The 16,203-nt window shown below is 47.0% G+C and carries 17 protein-coding genes; 16 read left to right on the forward strand and 1 reads right to left on the reverse strand.

Features of this window, described 5'->3' with window-relative positions; all coding sequences use genetic code 11:
- The first annotated feature begins 31 nt into the window (after nucleotides 1–31).
- Genes GJB59_RS17130 through GJB59_RS17150 form a run of 5 tightly spaced genes read left to right on the forward strand, consistent with a single transcriptional unit; the run spans nucleotide 32 to nucleotide 4,974 of the window.
- The gene (locus tag GJB59_RS17130; RefSeq protein WP_142826593.1) at nucleotides 32–781 is read left to right on the forward strand and encodes a Stp1/IreP family PP2C-type Ser/Thr phosphatase; all 750 of its coding nucleotides are present in this window, start codon (nucleotides 32–34) and stop codon (nucleotides 779–781) included.
- A gap of 2 nt (nucleotides 782–783) precedes the next feature.
- Nucleotides 784–2,757, forward strand: a complete 1,974-nt coding sequence (gene pknB, locus GJB59_RS17135) for a Stk1 family PASTA domain-containing Ser/Thr kinase (RefSeq protein ID WP_142826592.1) — start codon at nucleotides 784–786, stop codon at nucleotides 2,755–2,757.
- A gap of 24 nt (nucleotides 2,758–2,781) precedes the next feature.
- Nucleotides 2,782–3,678, forward strand: a complete 897-nt coding sequence (rsgA, locus tag GJB59_RS17140; RefSeq protein WP_142826591.1) for a ribosome small subunit-dependent GTPase A — start codon at nucleotides 2,782–2,784, stop codon at nucleotides 3,676–3,678.
- Nucleotides 3,671–4,336, forward strand: a complete 666-nt coding sequence (gene rpe / locus GJB59_RS17145) for a ribulose-phosphate 3-epimerase (protein ID WP_142826590.1) — start codon at nucleotides 3,671–3,673, stop codon at nucleotides 4,334–4,336. The genes rsgA and rpe overlap by 8 nt, the downstream gene beginning before the upstream one ends.
- Nucleotides 4,333–4,974, forward strand: a complete 642-nt coding sequence (locus GJB59_RS17150; protein ID WP_142826589.1) for a thiamine diphosphokinase — start codon at nucleotides 4,333–4,335, stop codon at nucleotides 4,972–4,974. The genes rpe and GJB59_RS17150 overlap by 4 nt, the downstream gene beginning before the upstream one ends.
- Nucleotides 4,975–5,222: 248 nt before the next feature.
- Here GJB59_RS17150 and rpmB read toward each other — a convergent pair whose 3' ends face one another.
- Complete coding sequence (rpmB, locus tag GJB59_RS17155; RefSeq protein WP_049693306.1) at nucleotides 5,223–5,411, reverse strand: 50S ribosomal protein L28; 189 nt, start codon at nucleotides 5,409–5,411, stop codon at nucleotides 5,223–5,225.
- A gap of 220 nt (nucleotides 5,412–5,631) precedes the next feature.
- On the opposite strand from rpmB, the gene GJB59_RS17160 reads away from it, so the two are divergent.
- From GJB59_RS17160 to rnc, 11 genes are all read left to right on the forward strand, one after another.
- Nucleotides 5,632–5,994: an Asp23/Gls24 family envelope stress response protein gene (locus GJB59_RS17160; RefSeq protein ID WP_142826588.1), complete on the forward strand. Its 363-nt coding sequence runs from the start codon at nucleotides 5,632–5,634 to the stop codon at nucleotides 5,992–5,994.
- Between the two features lie 18 nt (nucleotides 5,995–6,012).
- Entirely contained in the window at nucleotides 6,013–7,665 is a 1,653-nt protein-coding gene (locus GJB59_RS17165; protein ID WP_142826587.1) for a DAK2 domain-containing protein, read from the forward strand.
- A 133-nt stretch (nucleotides 7,666–7,798) separates the two neighbouring features.
- Nucleotides 7,799–8,461 carry an L-serine ammonia-lyase, iron-sulfur-dependent subunit beta gene (gene sdaAB, locus GJB59_RS17170; RefSeq protein WP_142826586.1) on the forward strand — a complete coding sequence of 221 codons (663 nt, stop codon included), beginning with the start codon at nucleotides 7,799–7,801 and terminating at the stop codon, nucleotides 8,459–8,461.
- A 16-nt stretch (nucleotides 8,462–8,477) separates the two neighbouring features.
- Complete coding sequence (gene sdaAA / locus GJB59_RS17175; protein WP_142826585.1) at nucleotides 8,478–9,377, forward strand: L-serine ammonia-lyase, iron-sulfur-dependent, subunit alpha; 900 nt, start codon at nucleotides 8,478–8,480, stop codon at nucleotides 9,375–9,377.
- On the forward strand, nucleotides 9,367–11,409 hold the full coding sequence (gene recG, locus GJB59_RS17180; protein ID WP_142826677.1) for an ATP-dependent DNA helicase RecG: 2,043 nt from the start codon (nucleotides 9,367–9,369) through the stop codon (nucleotides 11,407–11,409). The genes sdaAA and recG overlap by 11 nt, the downstream gene beginning before the upstream one ends.
- A 90-nt stretch (nucleotides 11,410–11,499) precedes the next feature.
- Nucleotides 11,500–12,084, forward strand: a complete 585-nt coding sequence (gene fapR / locus GJB59_RS17185) for a transcription factor FapR (protein WP_142826584.1) — start codon at nucleotides 11,500–11,502, stop codon at nucleotides 12,082–12,084.
- Complete coding sequence (gene plsX / locus GJB59_RS17190; protein WP_142826583.1) at nucleotides 12,081–13,079, forward strand: phosphate acyltransferase PlsX; 999 nt, start codon at nucleotides 12,081–12,083, stop codon at nucleotides 13,077–13,079. Before fapR ends, plsX begins: the two co-directional genes overlap by 4 nt.
- Entirely contained in the window at nucleotides 13,069–14,007 is a 939-nt protein-coding gene (gene fabD, locus GJB59_RS17195) for an ACP S-malonyltransferase (protein WP_142826582.1), read from the forward strand. The genes plsX and fabD overlap by 11 nt, the downstream gene beginning before the upstream one ends.
- On the forward strand, nucleotides 14,004–14,750 hold the full coding sequence (gene fabG, locus GJB59_RS17200) for a 3-oxoacyl-[acyl-carrier-protein] reductase (protein ID WP_142826581.1): 747 nt from the start codon (nucleotides 14,004–14,006) through the stop codon (nucleotides 14,748–14,750). The genes fabD and fabG overlap by 4 nt, the downstream gene beginning before the upstream one ends.
- A 40-nt stretch (nucleotides 14,751–14,790) precedes the next feature.
- Nucleotides 14,791–15,027 (forward strand): acyl carrier protein, encoded by a 237-nt coding sequence (locus tag GJB59_RS17205; protein WP_006828278.1) that lies wholly within the window; start codon nucleotides 14,791–14,793, stop codon nucleotides 15,025–15,027.
- A 418-nt stretch (nucleotides 15,028–15,445) separates the two neighbouring features.
- Nucleotides 15,446–16,201, forward strand: coding sequence for a ribonuclease III (rnc, locus tag GJB59_RS17210; protein ID WP_142826580.1), 756 nt, complete (start codon nucleotides 15,446–15,448; stop codon nucleotides 16,199–16,201).
- Nucleotides 16,202–16,203 lie beyond the last annotated feature (2 nt).

Consider the following 16,203-nt stretch of genomic DNA (forward strand, 5'->3'; position numbering starts at 1 on the left):
CAGGAAAAGACTAGAATCGGGGTGTCGTGATTTGTTCCAATATGTGGTAGAAAGTGATACGGGTAAAATTCGTGAAGTGAACGAAGACAGTGTGGCGGTCTTGAAACGTCCGGACGGACTGATCCTGGCAATTGTGGCCGATGGCATGGGCGGACATAAAGCTGGTGATGTTGCCAGCAAAATGACTGTCGACCAGCTGAGCCGCTATTTTTTGGAAGATGGGGAAGAGGCATTTTCAACACTCGACAATAAGAAAAAATGGCTTTCCGAACGTGTACAGCTGATTAATCGATCGGTATATGCCCATTCGGTGGAACATTTGGAGTGTAAAGGGATGGGCACTACCTTGATTGCGGCATTGCTTGAAGGCGATGAAGGCATTTTATGCCATATCGGAGATAGCCGTGCCTATTTGATTAACGGCGGCATTGAGCAGATTACACGGGATCATTCCTATGTCAATGTGCTGGTGGACAGCGGGGAAATCAGTCAGGAAGAAGCGGAAGAGCATCCAAAGAAAAATTGGATTGTTCGTGCACTTGGCACTGAAGCCGATATTGAAAGAGAGTTAATCCACTTTTCATTTGTGGGTGCTTCTTATTTACTGATTTGTTCAGACGGCCTAAGCAATAAAATCCCGAAAGAAGAACTGGCCTCCATCGTTCGCACAACTGCTCCTTTATCTCAAAAAGGCCTGGAGCTGGTAACCATGGCCAACGATCGTGGAGGAGAAGATAATATTTCATTCGTTCTTCTGTCCTCTATGGATGAGGAGGTGTAAACATGCTTATTGGCAAAAGCATCAATGGCCGCTATAAGATCAAGAAATTGATTGGCGGCGGGGGAATGTCCAATGTGTATTTAGCACATGACATGATTTTGGACCGGGATATCGCTATCAAGATATTGCGCTATGATTTTTCCAATGAAGAAGAACTGCGCAGGCGTTTCCAAAGAGAAGCCTTGTCTACGACCAGTTTGGCGCATCCGAACATCGTCAATATTTTTGACGTTGGTGAAGATGGTTCTATTCATTACTTGGTGATGGAATATGTTCCGGGAAAAACGTTAAAAGACTACATAATCGAGCATTCTCCTGTATCCCCTGAACGGGCTGTTGAGATTATGAAACAATTAACATCAGCTTTGGCACACGCCCACCACAATCAAATTGTGCACCGGGACATCAAGCCGCAAAATATCTTGATGGATGCAGAAGGCAATGTGAAAATATCCGATTTTGGCATTGCGATGGCATTAAGTGCAACATCCTATACCCAAACCAATTCGGTGCTTGGAACCGTCCATTACTTATCGCCTGAACAGGCGCGGGGCGGGATGGCCAATAAAAAATCCGATATTTATTCACTCGGCATTGTTATGTACGAATTGATTACAGGCAAGCTGCCGTTTTCAGGAGAATCGGCTGTGTCAATTGCTTTAAAACATCTGCAGACGGATACGCCTTCTTTGCGCGAAACCGTTCCCGACTTGCCGCAAAGCCTGGAAAATGTTGTGCTAAAAGCGACGGCGAAAAACATCCAGCACCGCTACCAGTCTGCTGATGAAATGGAGGCAGACCTGGAGACGGTGTTATTGCCCGAACGGTTGAATGAACCAAAATTCGTGGTGCCAGTCGACCAGGATGAGACACGTGCCATGCCGGCTATCAAAGATGCGGCTGCATATACGAGCGCTGCAGAGACGAAAACCATGCCGTTGCCGCTGAACAAGGAGAAAAAAGAACTGAAAAAAACTCCTGAAAAAAAGAAAAAGAAGTGGCCATGGATCCTGGGCATACTGGCTTTTTTGCTCATTGGCGGTCTGATCCTCGCAATTGCATTTCCAGGTCTGTTCGAACCGAGGCAAATTGCTGTACCGGATGTTTCAGAAATGGAGCATAACGAAGCACTTGAAGAGCTTCAGGCAGCTGGTTTTGTGGCAGGTGAAGAAACCGAAGAATACTCGGAGCAGGTTGAAGCGGACCACATCATCCGGACCATTCCGGAAGCAGGAAAAATGAGGGACCGGGAAACGGAAATTCAACTATTCGTCAGCCTGGGCAAAGAAATGACTGAAATGGACGATTTTGTCGGCAGCACGATTGAAGAAGCAAACGAGGCACTGGAAGACGAGAATTTCGCCTCAGTGGAATCGACTGAAGAATTTTCTGAAGAACCGGTTGGCACCATCCTCACTCAGGAACCGCTGGCTGGAGAAAATGTCATCGTCAGTGAAACGGACGTTGAATTTATCGTCAGCAAAGGTGAAGACCTGCGCGACGTGGAAGATCTGGCTGGCTTTACAGAAGAGAATCTTAACGATTATGCCCGTTCTTCCGGCTTTAATATCCGCATTATTTCAGAGCAGTCATCAGATACAGTGGAGGCAGGCAAAGTCATGTCCCAAACTCCGGCAGCAGGAGAACAACTCGTTGCCGGCAGTACAATTGAAGTGGTATTGTCATCGGGCGTGGCAGAACAGCCGATGAAGACTTATATCCATACCGTGGAAATTCCTTACGAACCGGCTGAACCTGCCGAAGAAGGAGAAGACCCTGTAGAACAAACAATCCAGGTTTATATTCAGGACAACACCCAGACCATGGTGGAGCCGTTCGAAGAGTTTACAATCACGGAAGATCAGTCACACCGCATTGAACTGGAGATTGCAGAAGGTGAAACGGCGTCATACCGGATTGTCCGGGATTCCACGATTATTCTGGAAGAAACTTTTGAGTATTCAAGCGTAGAATAAAATAATAGCAAAAGGAGTGAAAAGATGCCGAAAGGTCAAATCAGAAAAGCATTGAGCGGGTTTTATTACGTACTGGATGAAGATGGCAAGCGCTATATCCAGTGCCGGGGACGCGGGGTTTTCCGCAACCGCCAGATAACGCCGCTGGTCGGAGATTATGTGGATTATAAAGCGGATAACGACCTTGAAGGAACAATTTTGCACGTTTACGAACGAAAAAACGAGCTGGTGCGTCCACCAATTACGAATGTGGACCAGGCAATACTTGTTTTTTCGGCCAAACAGCCTGATTTTCATCCATTGCTTTTGGATCGATTTTTAACAGCCATCGAATCCCATTCGATTCAGCCGATTATTTGCCTGACAAAAATGGATCTGTTAAAAGAAACAGAAAAAGAAAAGATTCAGCATTTTATTGCAGATTATGAAAAAATCGGCTATGAAGTGATTCCGACATTCATCGATGACCCTGCCTTGAAAGACCGTCTGATGCCGGTGCTTGAAGGCAAAATCAGCGTACTCGCTGGCCAGTCGGGTGTTGGGAAATCAACTTTGCTGAATACTATTTTGCCATCGCTGGAACTAAAAACAGACGATATTTCAAAAGCGCTGAACCGAGGCAAGCATACGACGCGGCATGTGGAGCTGATTGCCGTCAACAACGGACTGCTGGCAGATACGCCAGGCTTTAGTTCGTTCGACTTTGAAACCATGGAACGGGAAGAGTTGTCTGCATGCTTCCCTGAATTTGCTGCACGCTCCAACGCCTGCAAGTTCCGGGAATGCCTGCACATGAACGAACCCAAATGCGCCATTAAAGCTGCTGTAGAAGCCAAGGAAATACCGGAATATCGCTATAAGCATTATTTGAAATTTTTGGAAGAAATCATGAGCCGAAAGCCGAGGTATTCAAATGATTAAAATTGCACCGTCTATCCTAGCCGCAGATTTTTCGAAACTTGGAGAAGAAGTATTGGAAGTGGAGAAAGCTGGAGCCGACTGGATTCATGTTGATGTCATGGATGGCCACTTTGTTCCAAATATTTCATTTGGTCCGATTGTCTTAAATGCCATCCGGCCGTTGACCAAATTGCCAATGGATGTTCATTTGATGATCGAAAATCCAGATCAGTATATTGAAGAGTTTGCAAAAGCAGGCGCCGACTTTATCACGGTTCATGTAGAAGCCTGTCCTCACTTGCACCGGACCATTCAATTGATCCGCTCGCTGGGCGTCAAGCCGGGTGTCGTCCTGAATCCGCATACACCTATCGAAACTATCCAGCATGTCTTGGAAGATATTGATCTCGTGTTATTCATGACGGTCAATCCTGGATTTGGCGGACAGAAGTTTATTCATTCGGTTGTGCCGAAAGTCAAACAGCTTTCTGACATCATCAAAGAAAAAGGGCTGTCTGTCGAAATTGAAATTGATGGCGGCATCAATGAAGAAACAATCGGAGCCTGTGCAGAAGCGGGAGCGACTGTTTTTGTAGCCGGTTCAGCCATCTACAGCAAGAAAGACCGGATGCAAGCACTTCAAGCAATCAGGAAAGCGGGAGAAGAGGCGATTTCGTGAACATCATTTTAATCGCAGGAGGTCCGGCAGGCGAACTGCCGGATTTCTCTTTTTTTCCGGAAGCCCTCTATATTGGAATCGATTCCGGGACACTGGTGCTGCTTGAAAAAGAGATTCAGCCCACTGCCGCTGTTGGAGATTTTGATTCGGTCAGCGACGAGGACTATGAGAAAATTCGTGCCGCATTGCCGGAGCTGGAACGTTATCCATCTGAAAAAGACCAGTCTGATACAGAGCTGGGACTGGAAAAAGCAATGGAGCATCAGCCGGAGCAAGTCATACTCGCGGGTGTCACTGGCGGCCGATTGGATCATTACATGAGCGCGCTGCACACAATGTTCAAGTACCAGCAGGAATTTCCTGCAACACGCTTTCTGCTGCTGAACAACCAAAATCGCATCCGTTTTCTAAAGCCCGGCACGCATCTGCTGGTGAAAGATGAACAGTACCGTTACGTATCGTTTTATCCGTTTGCGGAAGAAATCGGCGGCTTGACGCTGACAGGGTTTAAATACCCCGTAACGGACGAAGCCGTCCCATTCGGTACGACACGCTTTATCAGCAACGAACTATTGGGTCGTGGAAGCGTAACTATCCAAAGCGGCCACTGCCTGATGGTGGAAAGTTCGGACGCTTGAAACAATTGCTGAACAAAAAAACAGGCAACGAAAAGGGAGATCCTTTCGTTGCCTGTTTTGAATTGTTCTATTTATACTGAACTTACAAATCATCATTTACAAATTGCTTCGGCTGCTTTGGGCAAAATAAAGACGAATGCTTATCGCCGAGCTTCGCCCATAGAGGGCAACGGCGCTAAGAATAGTTGCTCTAGACCACGAAAAAATGCCGGGCTGATTAGATCAGCGCCGGCATTATCGATGAGCGATTATACGCGCTCAACTTTTCCTGATTTCATGGCTCTTGCAGAAACCCATACACGTTTCGGTTTACCGTCTACAAGGATGCGAACTTTTTGAAGGTTTGCTCCCCATGTACGTTTTGTCGAATTCATTGCGTGCGAACGGGCATTTCCGGCACGAGCTTTACGTCCACTAATTGCACATACTTTAGGCATGTAAGTCCCTCCTCACAAGTGAAGCTGAAAATTATTATAGAATTTCAGTTCGTTTTTCGTTTCACATACTTTAATAATTTACCACAGACATATCGTGTTTGCAACTAAATTTAGAGGTCTTTAAAGAAAAAAACCTTTACACCCTAAAACGGCTGCTTTTCTTCTATAAGGCTTTAAGGTAGAATGATAAGAGTGAAATAGGACTTGAGGAGGAATTTCAATGTCGATTGAATTAAAGAACGAATATGGTCAAATCGATATTTCCAATGATGTAATTGCCCAAATAGCAGGCGGTGCAGCAATTGAATGCTATGGCATTGTAGGCATGGCAACTAAGCACCAAATACGTGATGGCTTAACGGATATACTCCGCAAAGAAAATTTTGCCAAGGGAGTTCTGGTACGCCAGGAAGATGATGATTTGGTTGTGGATATGTATGTCATCATCAGCTATGGAACTAAAATTTCCGAAGTGGCTTATCAGGTCCAGTCCAAAGTAAAATATACGATCAACAAAACATTGGGTATGTCAGTAAAAGCAGTAAATATTTTTGTCCAGGGCGTTCGTGTAACGAACCCGTAGGAGGAGGAAGAGTCGGTTATGAAGTCATTAAATGGAGTAAAGTTCGCAGAAATGGTACAGATGGGATCTCATCATCTTTTTCAAAATGCGGATTATGTTGATGCATTAAATGTTTTCCCTGTGCCTGATGGCGATACGGGAACAAATATGAATTTATCGATGACTTCCGGAGCGAAAGAAACAACTGCTCAAGCAGAAGACCATATCGGAAAAACAGCAGGCGCTTTGTCCAAAGGGTTATTGATGGGTGCTCGCGGAAACTCCGGTGTTATTCTTTCACAGCTTTTCAGAGGATTCGGCAAATACATTGCATCAGAATCAGAATTGACAGCGCTTAAGTTTGCGGAAGCTCTTCAGCACGGTGTTGAAACAGCCTATAAGGCCGTCATGAAACCGGTAGAAGGAACAATTTTGACCGTCGCAAAAGATGCGGCTGCCAAAGGCATGGAAGTTTCAAAGACGGAAAAGGACATTATCGTTTGGTTTGAGGCTGTTGTTGCAGAAGCTCAGGCTTCTTTGGAACGGACACCCGACCTGTTGCCGGTCTTGAAAGAAGTAGGGGTTGTCGACAGCGGCGGGCAAGGCCTTGTTTATGTTTACGAAGGATTCCTCGCTTCACTGAAAGGCGAAGAATTGCCGGCAAAACACGCGCATAATACGATGACCGATCTTGTCAGTGCGGAGCACCATAAAAATATTGCCAGTTTTATGGATACAGCAGATATTGAGTTTGGCTATTGTACAGAATTCATGGTGAAATTCGAAAAAGGCAAAAAAGAGTTTAACGAAGCTTTATTCCGTTCTGATTTAAGCGAATATGGCGATTCGCTATTGGTCATCTCTGATGATGAAATTGCGAAAATTCATATCCATTCAGAAGAGCCAGGAAAAGTTCTTACATATGGCCAGGATTACGGAAGCTTGATCAGCATGAAAATAGAAAATATGCGCCAGCAGCATATCGATATTGTAGGCGAAGACTTCCAGAAAAATGCGCCAAAACAGGAAGCTGTACATCCTTATGCCGTAGTGACGGTTGCAATGGGTGAAGGAATTGCTGAATTGCTGCGCAGCATCGGTGCTTCGTACGTCATTGAAGGCGGACAGACAATGAACCCGTCGACAGAAGACATCGTTAATGCAGTTAAATCGATTGGCGCAGAACGTGTGCTGATTCTGCCAAACAACAAGAACATCATCATGGCAGCCGAACAGGCAGCTGAACTTTTGGATATCGAAGCGGCTGTTGTCCCGACGAAAGATGTGCCTCAAGGCATGTCAGCATTACTGGCATTTAATCCAGGCGCTTCCGTAAAAGACAACCAGGCGGCGATGGCAAGTGCATCAAAACACGTAAAATCAGGATCTGTGACATTTGCGGTCCGTGATACATCGATTGATGGGATTTCTATCAAGAAAGATGATTTCATGGGCATTTCTGAAGGGAAGATTGTTGTTTCCGACAGCAGCCTGGATGCCGTCACAGAAGAACTGGCTAAAAAGCTGGTGGACAGCGATGCTGAAATCGTCACAATCCTTTATGGAGAAGACGTGGCAGCGGCAGATGCTGAAAAGCTGGGTGAATTCATCGAATCGCTCAACGGCGAAGTCGAAATCGAAATCCATAATGGCAAGCAGCCGTTGTATCCATTTATAATTGCTGTCGAGTAGTATTTCGACCTTTATCGCGAATATGATAACAAGCTTAGGCGCATACGGATGTATGCGCTTTTTTATTTTTGTTTAATATGCCGAAATCATGTAAACTAAAGGTATACGTAACCGAAAGTGAGGGGTTTGAGCCATGAAGTTCAAATCTGTTTTTGATATAATCGGCCCGGTCATGATCGGGCCTTCTTCTTCGCATACTGCGGGAGCAGCCCGCATCGGAAGAGTGGCGAGGGATTTATTTGGCAGGCAGCCGCAATGGGCAAAGGTCCATCTTTATGGATCATTTGCAGAAACTTATAAAGGCCACAGCACGGATGTGGCGATCATCGGTGGATTATTAGATTACGATACCTTTGACGAACGCATCAAAACCTCGTTCGAAGAGGCAGACAAAGCCGGGATGTCTTATGAATTTATTCCAGAGACAGGCCATGTCGATCACCCGAATACGGCACGCATCGTCATCGGAGACCAAGATTCTGAAATGTCGATGATGGGCATCTCAATTGGCGGCGGCAAAATCGAGATTACAGAGTTGAATGGCTTTCCGCTTCGTTTATCGGGCAACCACCCGGCCATTCTCGTCGTCCACGAAGACCGTTCAGGCTGCATCGCGAATGTTGCGAACTGCCTGTATAAATACGACATCAATATTGGCCACATGGAAGTATCGCGGAAAGAGCGCGGGCATATGGCCTTGATGGTCATCGAAGTAGATCAAAATGTGGACAAAGAAGTGATGGACGAATTGAAAAAACTTCCGAATATCACGCAGGTGACAAGAATCGCCGATTAAATTGGAGGGTATGAACATGGAAGCTTTATTCCGTAACGTAAGAGAATTGGTTGAACGGGCCGAAAAAGAACAGAAATTGATTTCTGAAATCATGATTGAGCAGGAAATTCTCATGACGGACCGTTCACGTGAAGATATCATGATCCAGATGGACCGTAATCTGACGGTCATGGAAGAAGCTGTGGAAAAAGGGCTGAAAGGCGTTCATTCTGTCTCAGGCTTAACAGGCGGCGATGCTGTTCTGCTGCAGGCTTATCGTGAAAAAGGCAATACACTGTCAGGAGATCTGCTGCTTGACGCAGTCAGCAAAGCGGTAGCGACCAACGAAGTCAATGCAGCAATGGGGACTATCTGTGCAACGCCGACAGCAGGATCTGCGGGCGTTGTGCCAGGCACTTTATTTGCTGTGCAAAATAAATTAAACCCGACACGGGAGCAGATGATCCGTTATTTATTCACGGCAGGGGCTTTCGGTTTTGTCGTGGCCAATAATGCATCGATTTCAGGTGCTGCCGGCGGTTGCCAGGCAGAAGTCGGATCGGCAGCCGGTATGGCGTCAGCGGCTATTATCGAAATGGCCGGAGGGACCCCGCAGCAAAGTTCGGAAGCATTCGCAATCACGATGAAGAATATGCTTGGCCTGGTCTGCGATCCAGTGGCGGGATTAGTGGAAGTGCCTTGCGTAAAGCGTAATGCGATGGGAGCAGCCAATGCAGTAGTGGCTGCGGATATGGCGTTAGCCGGTGTCACCAGCCGCATTCCGTGCGACGAAGTCATCGGAGCGATGTTTGAAATCGGGCAATCCATGCCGAGTGCGCTGAGAGAAACCGCAAAAGGCGGACTTGCCGCAACTCCTACCGGAAAATGGCTCGAGTCCAAAATTTTCGGGGGAGCAGTTGTTGGAAGTGGGCAGTAGAGATTCCGTCGCCACATTAAAAGGGGTAGGCAAGCAAGCAGCAGAAACCTTGCAGGAAATGAAAATCGAAACTATACATGACCTGATCATGACATTTCCTTATCGCCATGAAGATTTTCAATTGAAGGATCTGGCGGATACGCCTCATAATGAACGCGTTACTGTGGAGGGAAGGGTCGAAAGCGAGCCTTCCGTCCTTTTTTTAGGCAAGAAAAAATCGCGCACCCAAGTTCGGGTTTTGGTTGGCCGCCATTTGGTCAAAGCGATTTTCTTCAATCAGCCCTATGTTAAAGCCAAATTGCATCTAGGAGAAATTATCACCTTAACCGGAAAATGGGACCGCGGCCGGCAGGTCATTACGGTTTCGAGCCATTCCATCGGTCCGCGTACGGATGGAGCTGATTTTGAACCTGTCTATAGCCTGAAGGGCAGCATCCACCAAAAAACCTTCCGCAAACTGATGAGGCAGGCACTTGATTTGGCGAAAGAAGACATTGAAGACTGTCTGCCGAAGGGTTTGGTTGAAACTTATCAATTGGCACCCATTCAAGACGCCTTGGAATGGGTTCATTTTCCTCCGGACGGCGAGGCGGTCAAGCAGGCACGCCGGCGTTTTGTCTACGAAGAGCTGTTGGTGTTCCAATTGAAGATGCAGGCGCTGCGCAAAAAGAACCGTGAAGAAGAAGGCGGCTCGTTCATCGATTATGATCTGGAGCGCTTAAAGAAATTTATTGATAGCCTGCCTTTTGATCTGACCGCTGCGCAAAAGCGAGTGGTCAATGAAATCTGCAAGGACATGAAAGAACCGTTCCGAATGAACCGTCTCCTTCAAGGGGATGTAGGCTCAGGCAAAACGGTCGTGGCTGCCATTGCGCTTTATGCAGCCCATACAGCAGGATTGCAGGGGGCTTTAATGGCGCCGACCGAGATTTTGGCAGAGCAGCATGCCAATACATTGGAGCAGTGGTTCCGTCCGTTTTCAATGAACATTGCACTGTTGACTGGATCGGTAAAAGGCAAGAAGCGCCAAATGATCCTGGAGCAACTGGCAGCTGGAGAAATTGATATTTTGATCGGCACCCATGCGTTGATTCAGCCTGAGGTCAAGTTCCATAAGCTGGGGCTTGTCATCACAGACGAGCAACACCGTTTTGGCGTGGATCAGCGCCGTGTGCTGAAAGACAAGGGCTATAATCCGGATGTACTGTTTATGACGGCTACGCCGATTCCGCGTACGCTGGCGATTTCGGCTTTTGGTGAAATGGACGTATCGGTCATTGATGAGATGCCCGTGGGCCGCAAAGAAATTGAAACCTACTGGATGAAAAAAGACATGTTTGGCAAAATAGTCGGCCGGATGGAAAAGGAACTGTCCGCAGGAAGACAGGCCTATGTTATTTGTCCGCTGATTGAAGAATCGGATAAACTCGATTACCAGAATGCGGTCGATCTGTTCCAGCAGTTGTCAATGTATTTCAAGGACCGGTTTACGGTCGGCTTAATGCATGGCCGTCTGCATTCAGAAGAAAAAGAACAGACGATGCGCGAGTTTACAGAGGGCAAAGTGGATGTGTTGGTATCGACGACTGTAGTGGAGGTTGGGGTCAATGTACCGAATGCCTCGTTTATGCTCATCTATGATGCCGAGCGTTTCGGCTTGTCCCAGCTGCACCAATTGCGCGGGCGCGTTGGACGCGGCAGTGAACAGTCTTATTGTGTGCTGCTGGCGGATCCAAAAACGGAAATCGGCAAAGAGCGCATGGCGACGATGACCGAAACCAACGACGGCTTTGTGCTGGCGGAAAAGGATCTGCAGCTGAGAGGTCCGGGCGACTTTTTCGGCCGCAAACAAAGCGGCATCCCGGAATTTAAAATGGCCGATCTGGTCCATGATTACCGGGCGCTTGAGACGGCCAGAAAAGATGCAGAAAAATTGATCGGCGGCGAAGAATTTTGGCAGGGGGAAGATATGCGCTGCCTGCGCCAGCAAATCGTACAATCAGGTATATTATCAGGCGGCAGACTGGATTAAGAATGCAGGGATCGTGATTTTCCTTGCATTCTTTTTTTGTTATTTATATACTCATATTAGTACCAAGTGCTAATAGCGGGCGGTGACACAGTGAGAAGACCGAAAAAACAACGGCAACAGGCGTTAAAAGATTCCATAAAAGACAATCCGTTTGTGACAGATGAAGAACTGTCCATCGAATTTGATGTCAGTGTGCAGACAATCCGGCTAGATCGGATGGAACTTGCGATTCCCGAACTGAGGGAACGCATTAAACACGTAGCCGTGAAAACGTTTGAAGATGAAGTGAAGTCTTTGCCGATCGACGAAGTGATCGGAGAGATTATCGATATTGAACTGGACAACAAAGCGATTTCTATTTTCGATGTCAAACCGGAACATGTATTCCAGCGCAACAAGATTGCCAGGGGCCATCATTTGTTTGCGCAGGCCAATTCGTTGGCGGTTGCGGTAATGAATGAAGAATTGGCTTTAACTGTGAAATCGGAGCTGCAATTTTTGAGGCCGGTCACAGCGGGCCAGCGCGTAGTTGCAAAAGCGGAAGTGATCGAAAGCCATCCTGAAAAAAATAGGGCATTTGTTAAAGTGGTTTCTTCTGTCGAACAACAAACGGTTTTTATCGGCACATTTGAAATGTACCGTATGACAGAGCAAAGTGAAGGTGAAGCAAAATGAAAATAGCAGTAGATGCAATGGGCGGAGACAATGCCCCGAAAGAAATCATTGCAGGTGTCTTTAAAGCTCTGGATGAATTTAAGGATATTGAAATTCAGCTTTTTGGCCATCAGGAGAAGATGCAGGAATTCCTGAAGGAACATGAACGCCTGACAATCGTCCATTGTGAAGAAGTCATTGAGTCGGAAGACGATCCTGTGCGGTCAGTCAAACGAAAAAAAGACGCATCAATGGTCCGAATGGCGCAAGCTGTGAAAGACGGAGCCGCTGATGCGTGTGTATCTGCAGGCAATACGGGAGCGCTTATGTCAGCCGGCTTGTTCATTGTGGGCCGCATCGACGGCGTGGACCGTCCAGCTCTGGCTCCGACTTTGCCAACCATTGACGGCAAAGGATTCGTTATGCTGGATATGGGCGCCAACGCGGAAGCCCGTCCGGAACACTTAGTTCAATACGCCATCATGGGAAGCATTTATGCTGAGAAGGTACGCGGCATTCAAAATCCGACAGTCGGATTGCTGAACATTGGAACCGAAGAGAAAAAAGGCAATGATTTGACGAAAGCTGCTTTTCCTTTATTGAAAGAAGCACCGGTCAATTTTATCGGCAACGTGGAATCGCGTGATTTGCTGAACGGCGTGGCTGATGTGGTGGTCACTGACGGCTTTACCGGAAATATGGTATTAAAGACAATCGAAGGAACAGCCATGAATGTATTTTCGATGATCAAAGACGTCTTCATGACTAACGCCAAAACAAAAGTTGCGGCTTTTCTGGTCAAAGACAATATCAAAGGCCTAAAGGGCATGCTGGATTACAGCGAGTATGGCGGTGCGGGACTGTTCGGCTTGAAAGCGCCGGTCATTAAAGCACATGGTTCTTCAAATGCGACAGCTCTTTTCAATGCCATACGCCAGACGCGGACAATGGTTGAATATGATGTAACCGGAACAATTTACAGTACGCTGAAAAAGGAGACCTTACATGAAGACTAAGATTGCATTTATATATCCCGGCCAAGGTTCGCAGACAGTCGGAATGGGCGAAAGCTTTTTAGCGGATGACACGAGCCGCAAATTTTTTGAAAGCGCGGATCAGTCACTCGGCATCGAATTGTCCAAGCTGATGCTTGAAGGCCCTCAGGAAGAGTTGACGCTGACTTATCACGCCCAACCGGCTTTGCTGACAGTGAGTTCAATGATTACAGAACGATTGATTCGTGCAGGCATCCGGCCAGACTATACAGCCGGCCATAGCTTAGGCGAATACAGCGCATTGGTGACTTCCAATGTGTTGGATTTTCCGACAGCGGTCAATATTGTACATAAACGCGGATTGTTTATGAACACTGCTTTTCCAGCAGGAGAAGGCACCATGGCGGCGATTCTGGGACTGGAAAGTGAAGAACTGGAAAAGGTGACGAACGAAGTGACGGATACAACAGGCGTCGTTCAGCTCGCCAACTTAAACTGTCCTGGACAAATTGTCATTTCCGGCACAAAAGCAGGAGTAGAGCAAGCTTGTGTTGTCGCCAAAGAGCGCGGCGCGAAACGGGCAATTCCGCTGGACGTCAGCGGTCCTTTCCATTCGGAATTGATGCGTTCGGCGTCACAGGATTTAGCGAAAGAATTGAGTACGTCTTTCCTGCTTGATGCCAAAGTGCCAGTGGTTTCAAATGTAACGGCGAAAGCTGAAACCAATGCGACACAAATACAGGACCTTCTGGTACGCCAATTGTATTCACCAGTTTTATGGGAGCAGTCAGTGCGCGAAATGATCGATCTTGGTGTTACGGTATTTATCGAAATCGGACCAGGAAAAGTGTTGAGCGGCCTGGTGAAAAAGATTGACCGCTCAGTTAAAACTTTGCCGGTCTATGACGTGGAGTCATTTGAAAAAGCGGTAGAGGAGTTGGCGAAATGAGTAAACTTGCAGGAAAAACGGCCATTATTACAGGGGCATCGCGCGGAATCGGTGCGGAAATCGCACGGAAATTTGCAGCAGACGGCGCCAAAGTGGTTGTCAATTACAGCGGCAGCCAGGAAAAAGCGGAAGCCGTTGTAGCAGACATTCAGGCTAACGGCGGAGAGGCAATTGCAGTCAAAGCCAATGTATCGGATGCAGAATCGGTCAAAGCCATGGTTGATGAAACGATGAAAACTTTCGGATCGGTTGATATTTTAGTGAACAACGCGGGCATTACCCGTGACAATTTGATGATGCGCATGAAAGATGATGAATGGGATGATGTGATCAACATCAATTTAAAAGGCGTCTTTATCTGCACGAAGGCAGTGACACGCCAAATGATGAAGCAGCGCGCAGGCCGCATTGTTAACATCGCGTCCATCGTCGGAGTCATGGGCAATGCAGGGCAAGCCAATTATGTTGCCTCAAAAGCGGGCGTCATCGGCTTGACCAAAACAACAGCTCGTGAATTGGCAAGCCGCGGCATTACGGCAAACGCCGTAGCACCCGGATTTATCACAACTGACATGACGGACCAATTGACCGATGAAGTCCAAAAAGCCATGCTGGGACAAATTCCGTTGAACCGTTTTGGCGCACCGGAAGATGTCGCAAAAGCGGCGCTGTTCTTGGCTTCTGACGACGCTTCATATATGACAGGCCAAACGCTTCATCTTGATGGCGGCATGGTCATGTAAGAAAGATTTTTGTATACTGATTTGAGGGGAGGTGACGACATTGTCAACAGTATTAGATAGAGTAACTAAAGTAATCGTGGATCGTCTAGGTGTAGAAGAAAGCGAAGTGAAACTTGAAGCTTCATTTACCGGTGACCTAGGTGCAGATTCATTGGACGTAGTGGAATTGGTTATGGAACTTGAAGATGAATTCGATATGGAAATTTCTGACGAAGACGCTGAGAACATGGCTACAGTAGGCGACGCAGTAACATATATCGAAAAGAAACAAGCTTAAGACCGAAAAACGGAAGCGGCCGTGTAGATTCGACGGGCATAAGACGCTCCGGCGAAGCGGCATTTCTTCAGCCGCACAGCTGGAGTGGCTTATGACCCTAGAATCTGGGCGCTGAAGCTGGACACCACGAAAAGCGGAAGCGATCGTTAAGACCCGACAGGCATAAGGCGCGTTGACGAAGCGGCGTGTTTTTGCCGCATAGTCGACGTGACTTATGACCCCGAGGGTCTGATCGCTGAAGCTAGCCACCAAGAAAAGCGAAAGCGGCCTTTTAGACCCTTCCGCAAAACACCATACTTAAACACCCATTGACGCACAATTGCTGTTATACTAAGCAGTTGTGCGTCAATTCTCTTTTTGCACAAAAGCTGAAAAAAAGGTAAAATTGATGGAAGTACACAAAGGAAGGCAGATAAAAATGGCAATGAATAGAAAAACAAATCACCAAAAGCCGGGCGTCATAAAAGAAAACGCAAAAGCGGCATTTGAACAACTGCAAAAAGAACTGAATGTTTCATTTAACAAGCCTGCATTGCTGTATCAAGCTTTCACGCATTCATCTTATGTGAATGAGCATCGAAGAAAACAATTTACCGACAACGAACGTTTGGAGTTTCTGGGAGATGCGGTATTGGAATTATCCGTTTCGCATTACCTGTACGCGAAATATCCTGAAATGAGCGAAGGTGAATTGACGAAGCTGCGTGCAGCGATCGTTTGTGAACCTTCACTGGTTTTATTTGCCAACGAACTTGGTTTCGGCAAATACATCCTGTTGGGCAAAGGGGAAGAGCTGACGGGCGGACGAACACGTCCAGCACTTTTAGCAGATGTTTTCGAATCGTACATCGGTGCCCTTTACCTTGACCAGGGATTGGAACCTGTTGTCGCATTTTTGGAGATGGTGTTATTTCCAAAAGTGGAAATCGGTGCTTTTTCGCATGTGATGGATTATAAGAGCCAATTGCAGGAATTGGTCCAGCAAAAAAACACTGGAGCATTAAGTTATGAAATTATTGATGAAATCGGACCGGCCCATAGCCGTGTATTTGTGACCCGCGTCTCTCTGGCGGAGCAGGAACTGGGCGTTGGCAATGGCCGATCGAAAAAAGAAGCGGAACAGCAGGCAGCTCAGCTGGCAATCCGTAAATTGCAGGAAGCAGCGGAGGAGTAACA

Origin of the sequence: Planococcus soli, assembly GCF_016881065.1 — a bacterium.
GTDB lineage: Bacteria > Bacillota > Bacilli > Bacillales_A > Planococcaceae > Planococcus > Planococcus soli.

What these genes read in the sequence shown, in the direction of transcription:
- pknB (WP_142826592.1), top strand. Translation starts at nt 784, where the DNA reads ATGCTTATTGGCAAAAGCATCAATGGCCGCTATAAGATCAAGAAATTG.
- GJB59_RS17165 (WP_142826587.1), top strand. Translation starts at nt 6,013, where the DNA reads ATGAAGTCATTAAATGGAGTAAAGTTCGCAGAAATGGTACAGATGGGA.
- GJB59_RS17160 (WP_142826588.1), top strand. Translation starts at nt 5,632, where the DNA reads ATGTCGATTGAATTAAAGAACGAATATGGTCAAATCGATATTTCCAAT.
- rpe (WP_142826590.1), top strand. Translation starts at nt 3,671, where the DNA reads ATGATTAAAATTGCACCGTCTATCCTAGCCGCAGATTTTTCGAAACTT.
- fabD (WP_142826582.1), top strand. Translation starts at nt 13,069, where the DNA reads ATGAAGACTAAGATTGCATTTATATATCCCGGCCAAGGTTCGCAGACA.
- rpmB (WP_049693306.1), bottom strand. Translation starts at nt 5,411, where the DNA reads ATGCCTAAAGTATGTGCAATTAGTGGACGTAAAGCTCGTGCCGGAAAT.
- rnc (WP_142826580.1), top strand. Translation starts at nt 15,446, where the DNA reads ATGGCAATGAATAGAAAAACAAATCACCAAAAGCCGGGCGTCATAAAA.
- sdaAB (WP_142826586.1), top strand. Translation starts at nt 7,799, where the DNA reads ATGAAGTTCAAATCTGTTTTTGATATAATCGGCCCGGTCATGATCGGG.
- sdaAA (WP_142826585.1), top strand. Translation starts at nt 8,478, where the DNA reads ATGGAAGCTTTATTCCGTAACGTAAGAGAATTGGTTGAACGGGCCGAA.
- rsgA (WP_142826591.1), top strand. Translation starts at nt 2,782, where the DNA reads ATGCCGAAAGGTCAAATCAGAAAAGCATTGAGCGGGTTTTATTACGTA.
- plsX (WP_142826583.1), top strand. Translation starts at nt 12,081, where the DNA reads ATGAAAATAGCAGTAGATGCAATGGGCGGAGACAATGCCCCGAAAGAA.
- fabG (WP_142826581.1), top strand. Translation starts at nt 14,004, where the DNA reads ATGAGTAAACTTGCAGGAAAAACGGCCATTATTACAGGGGCATCGCGC.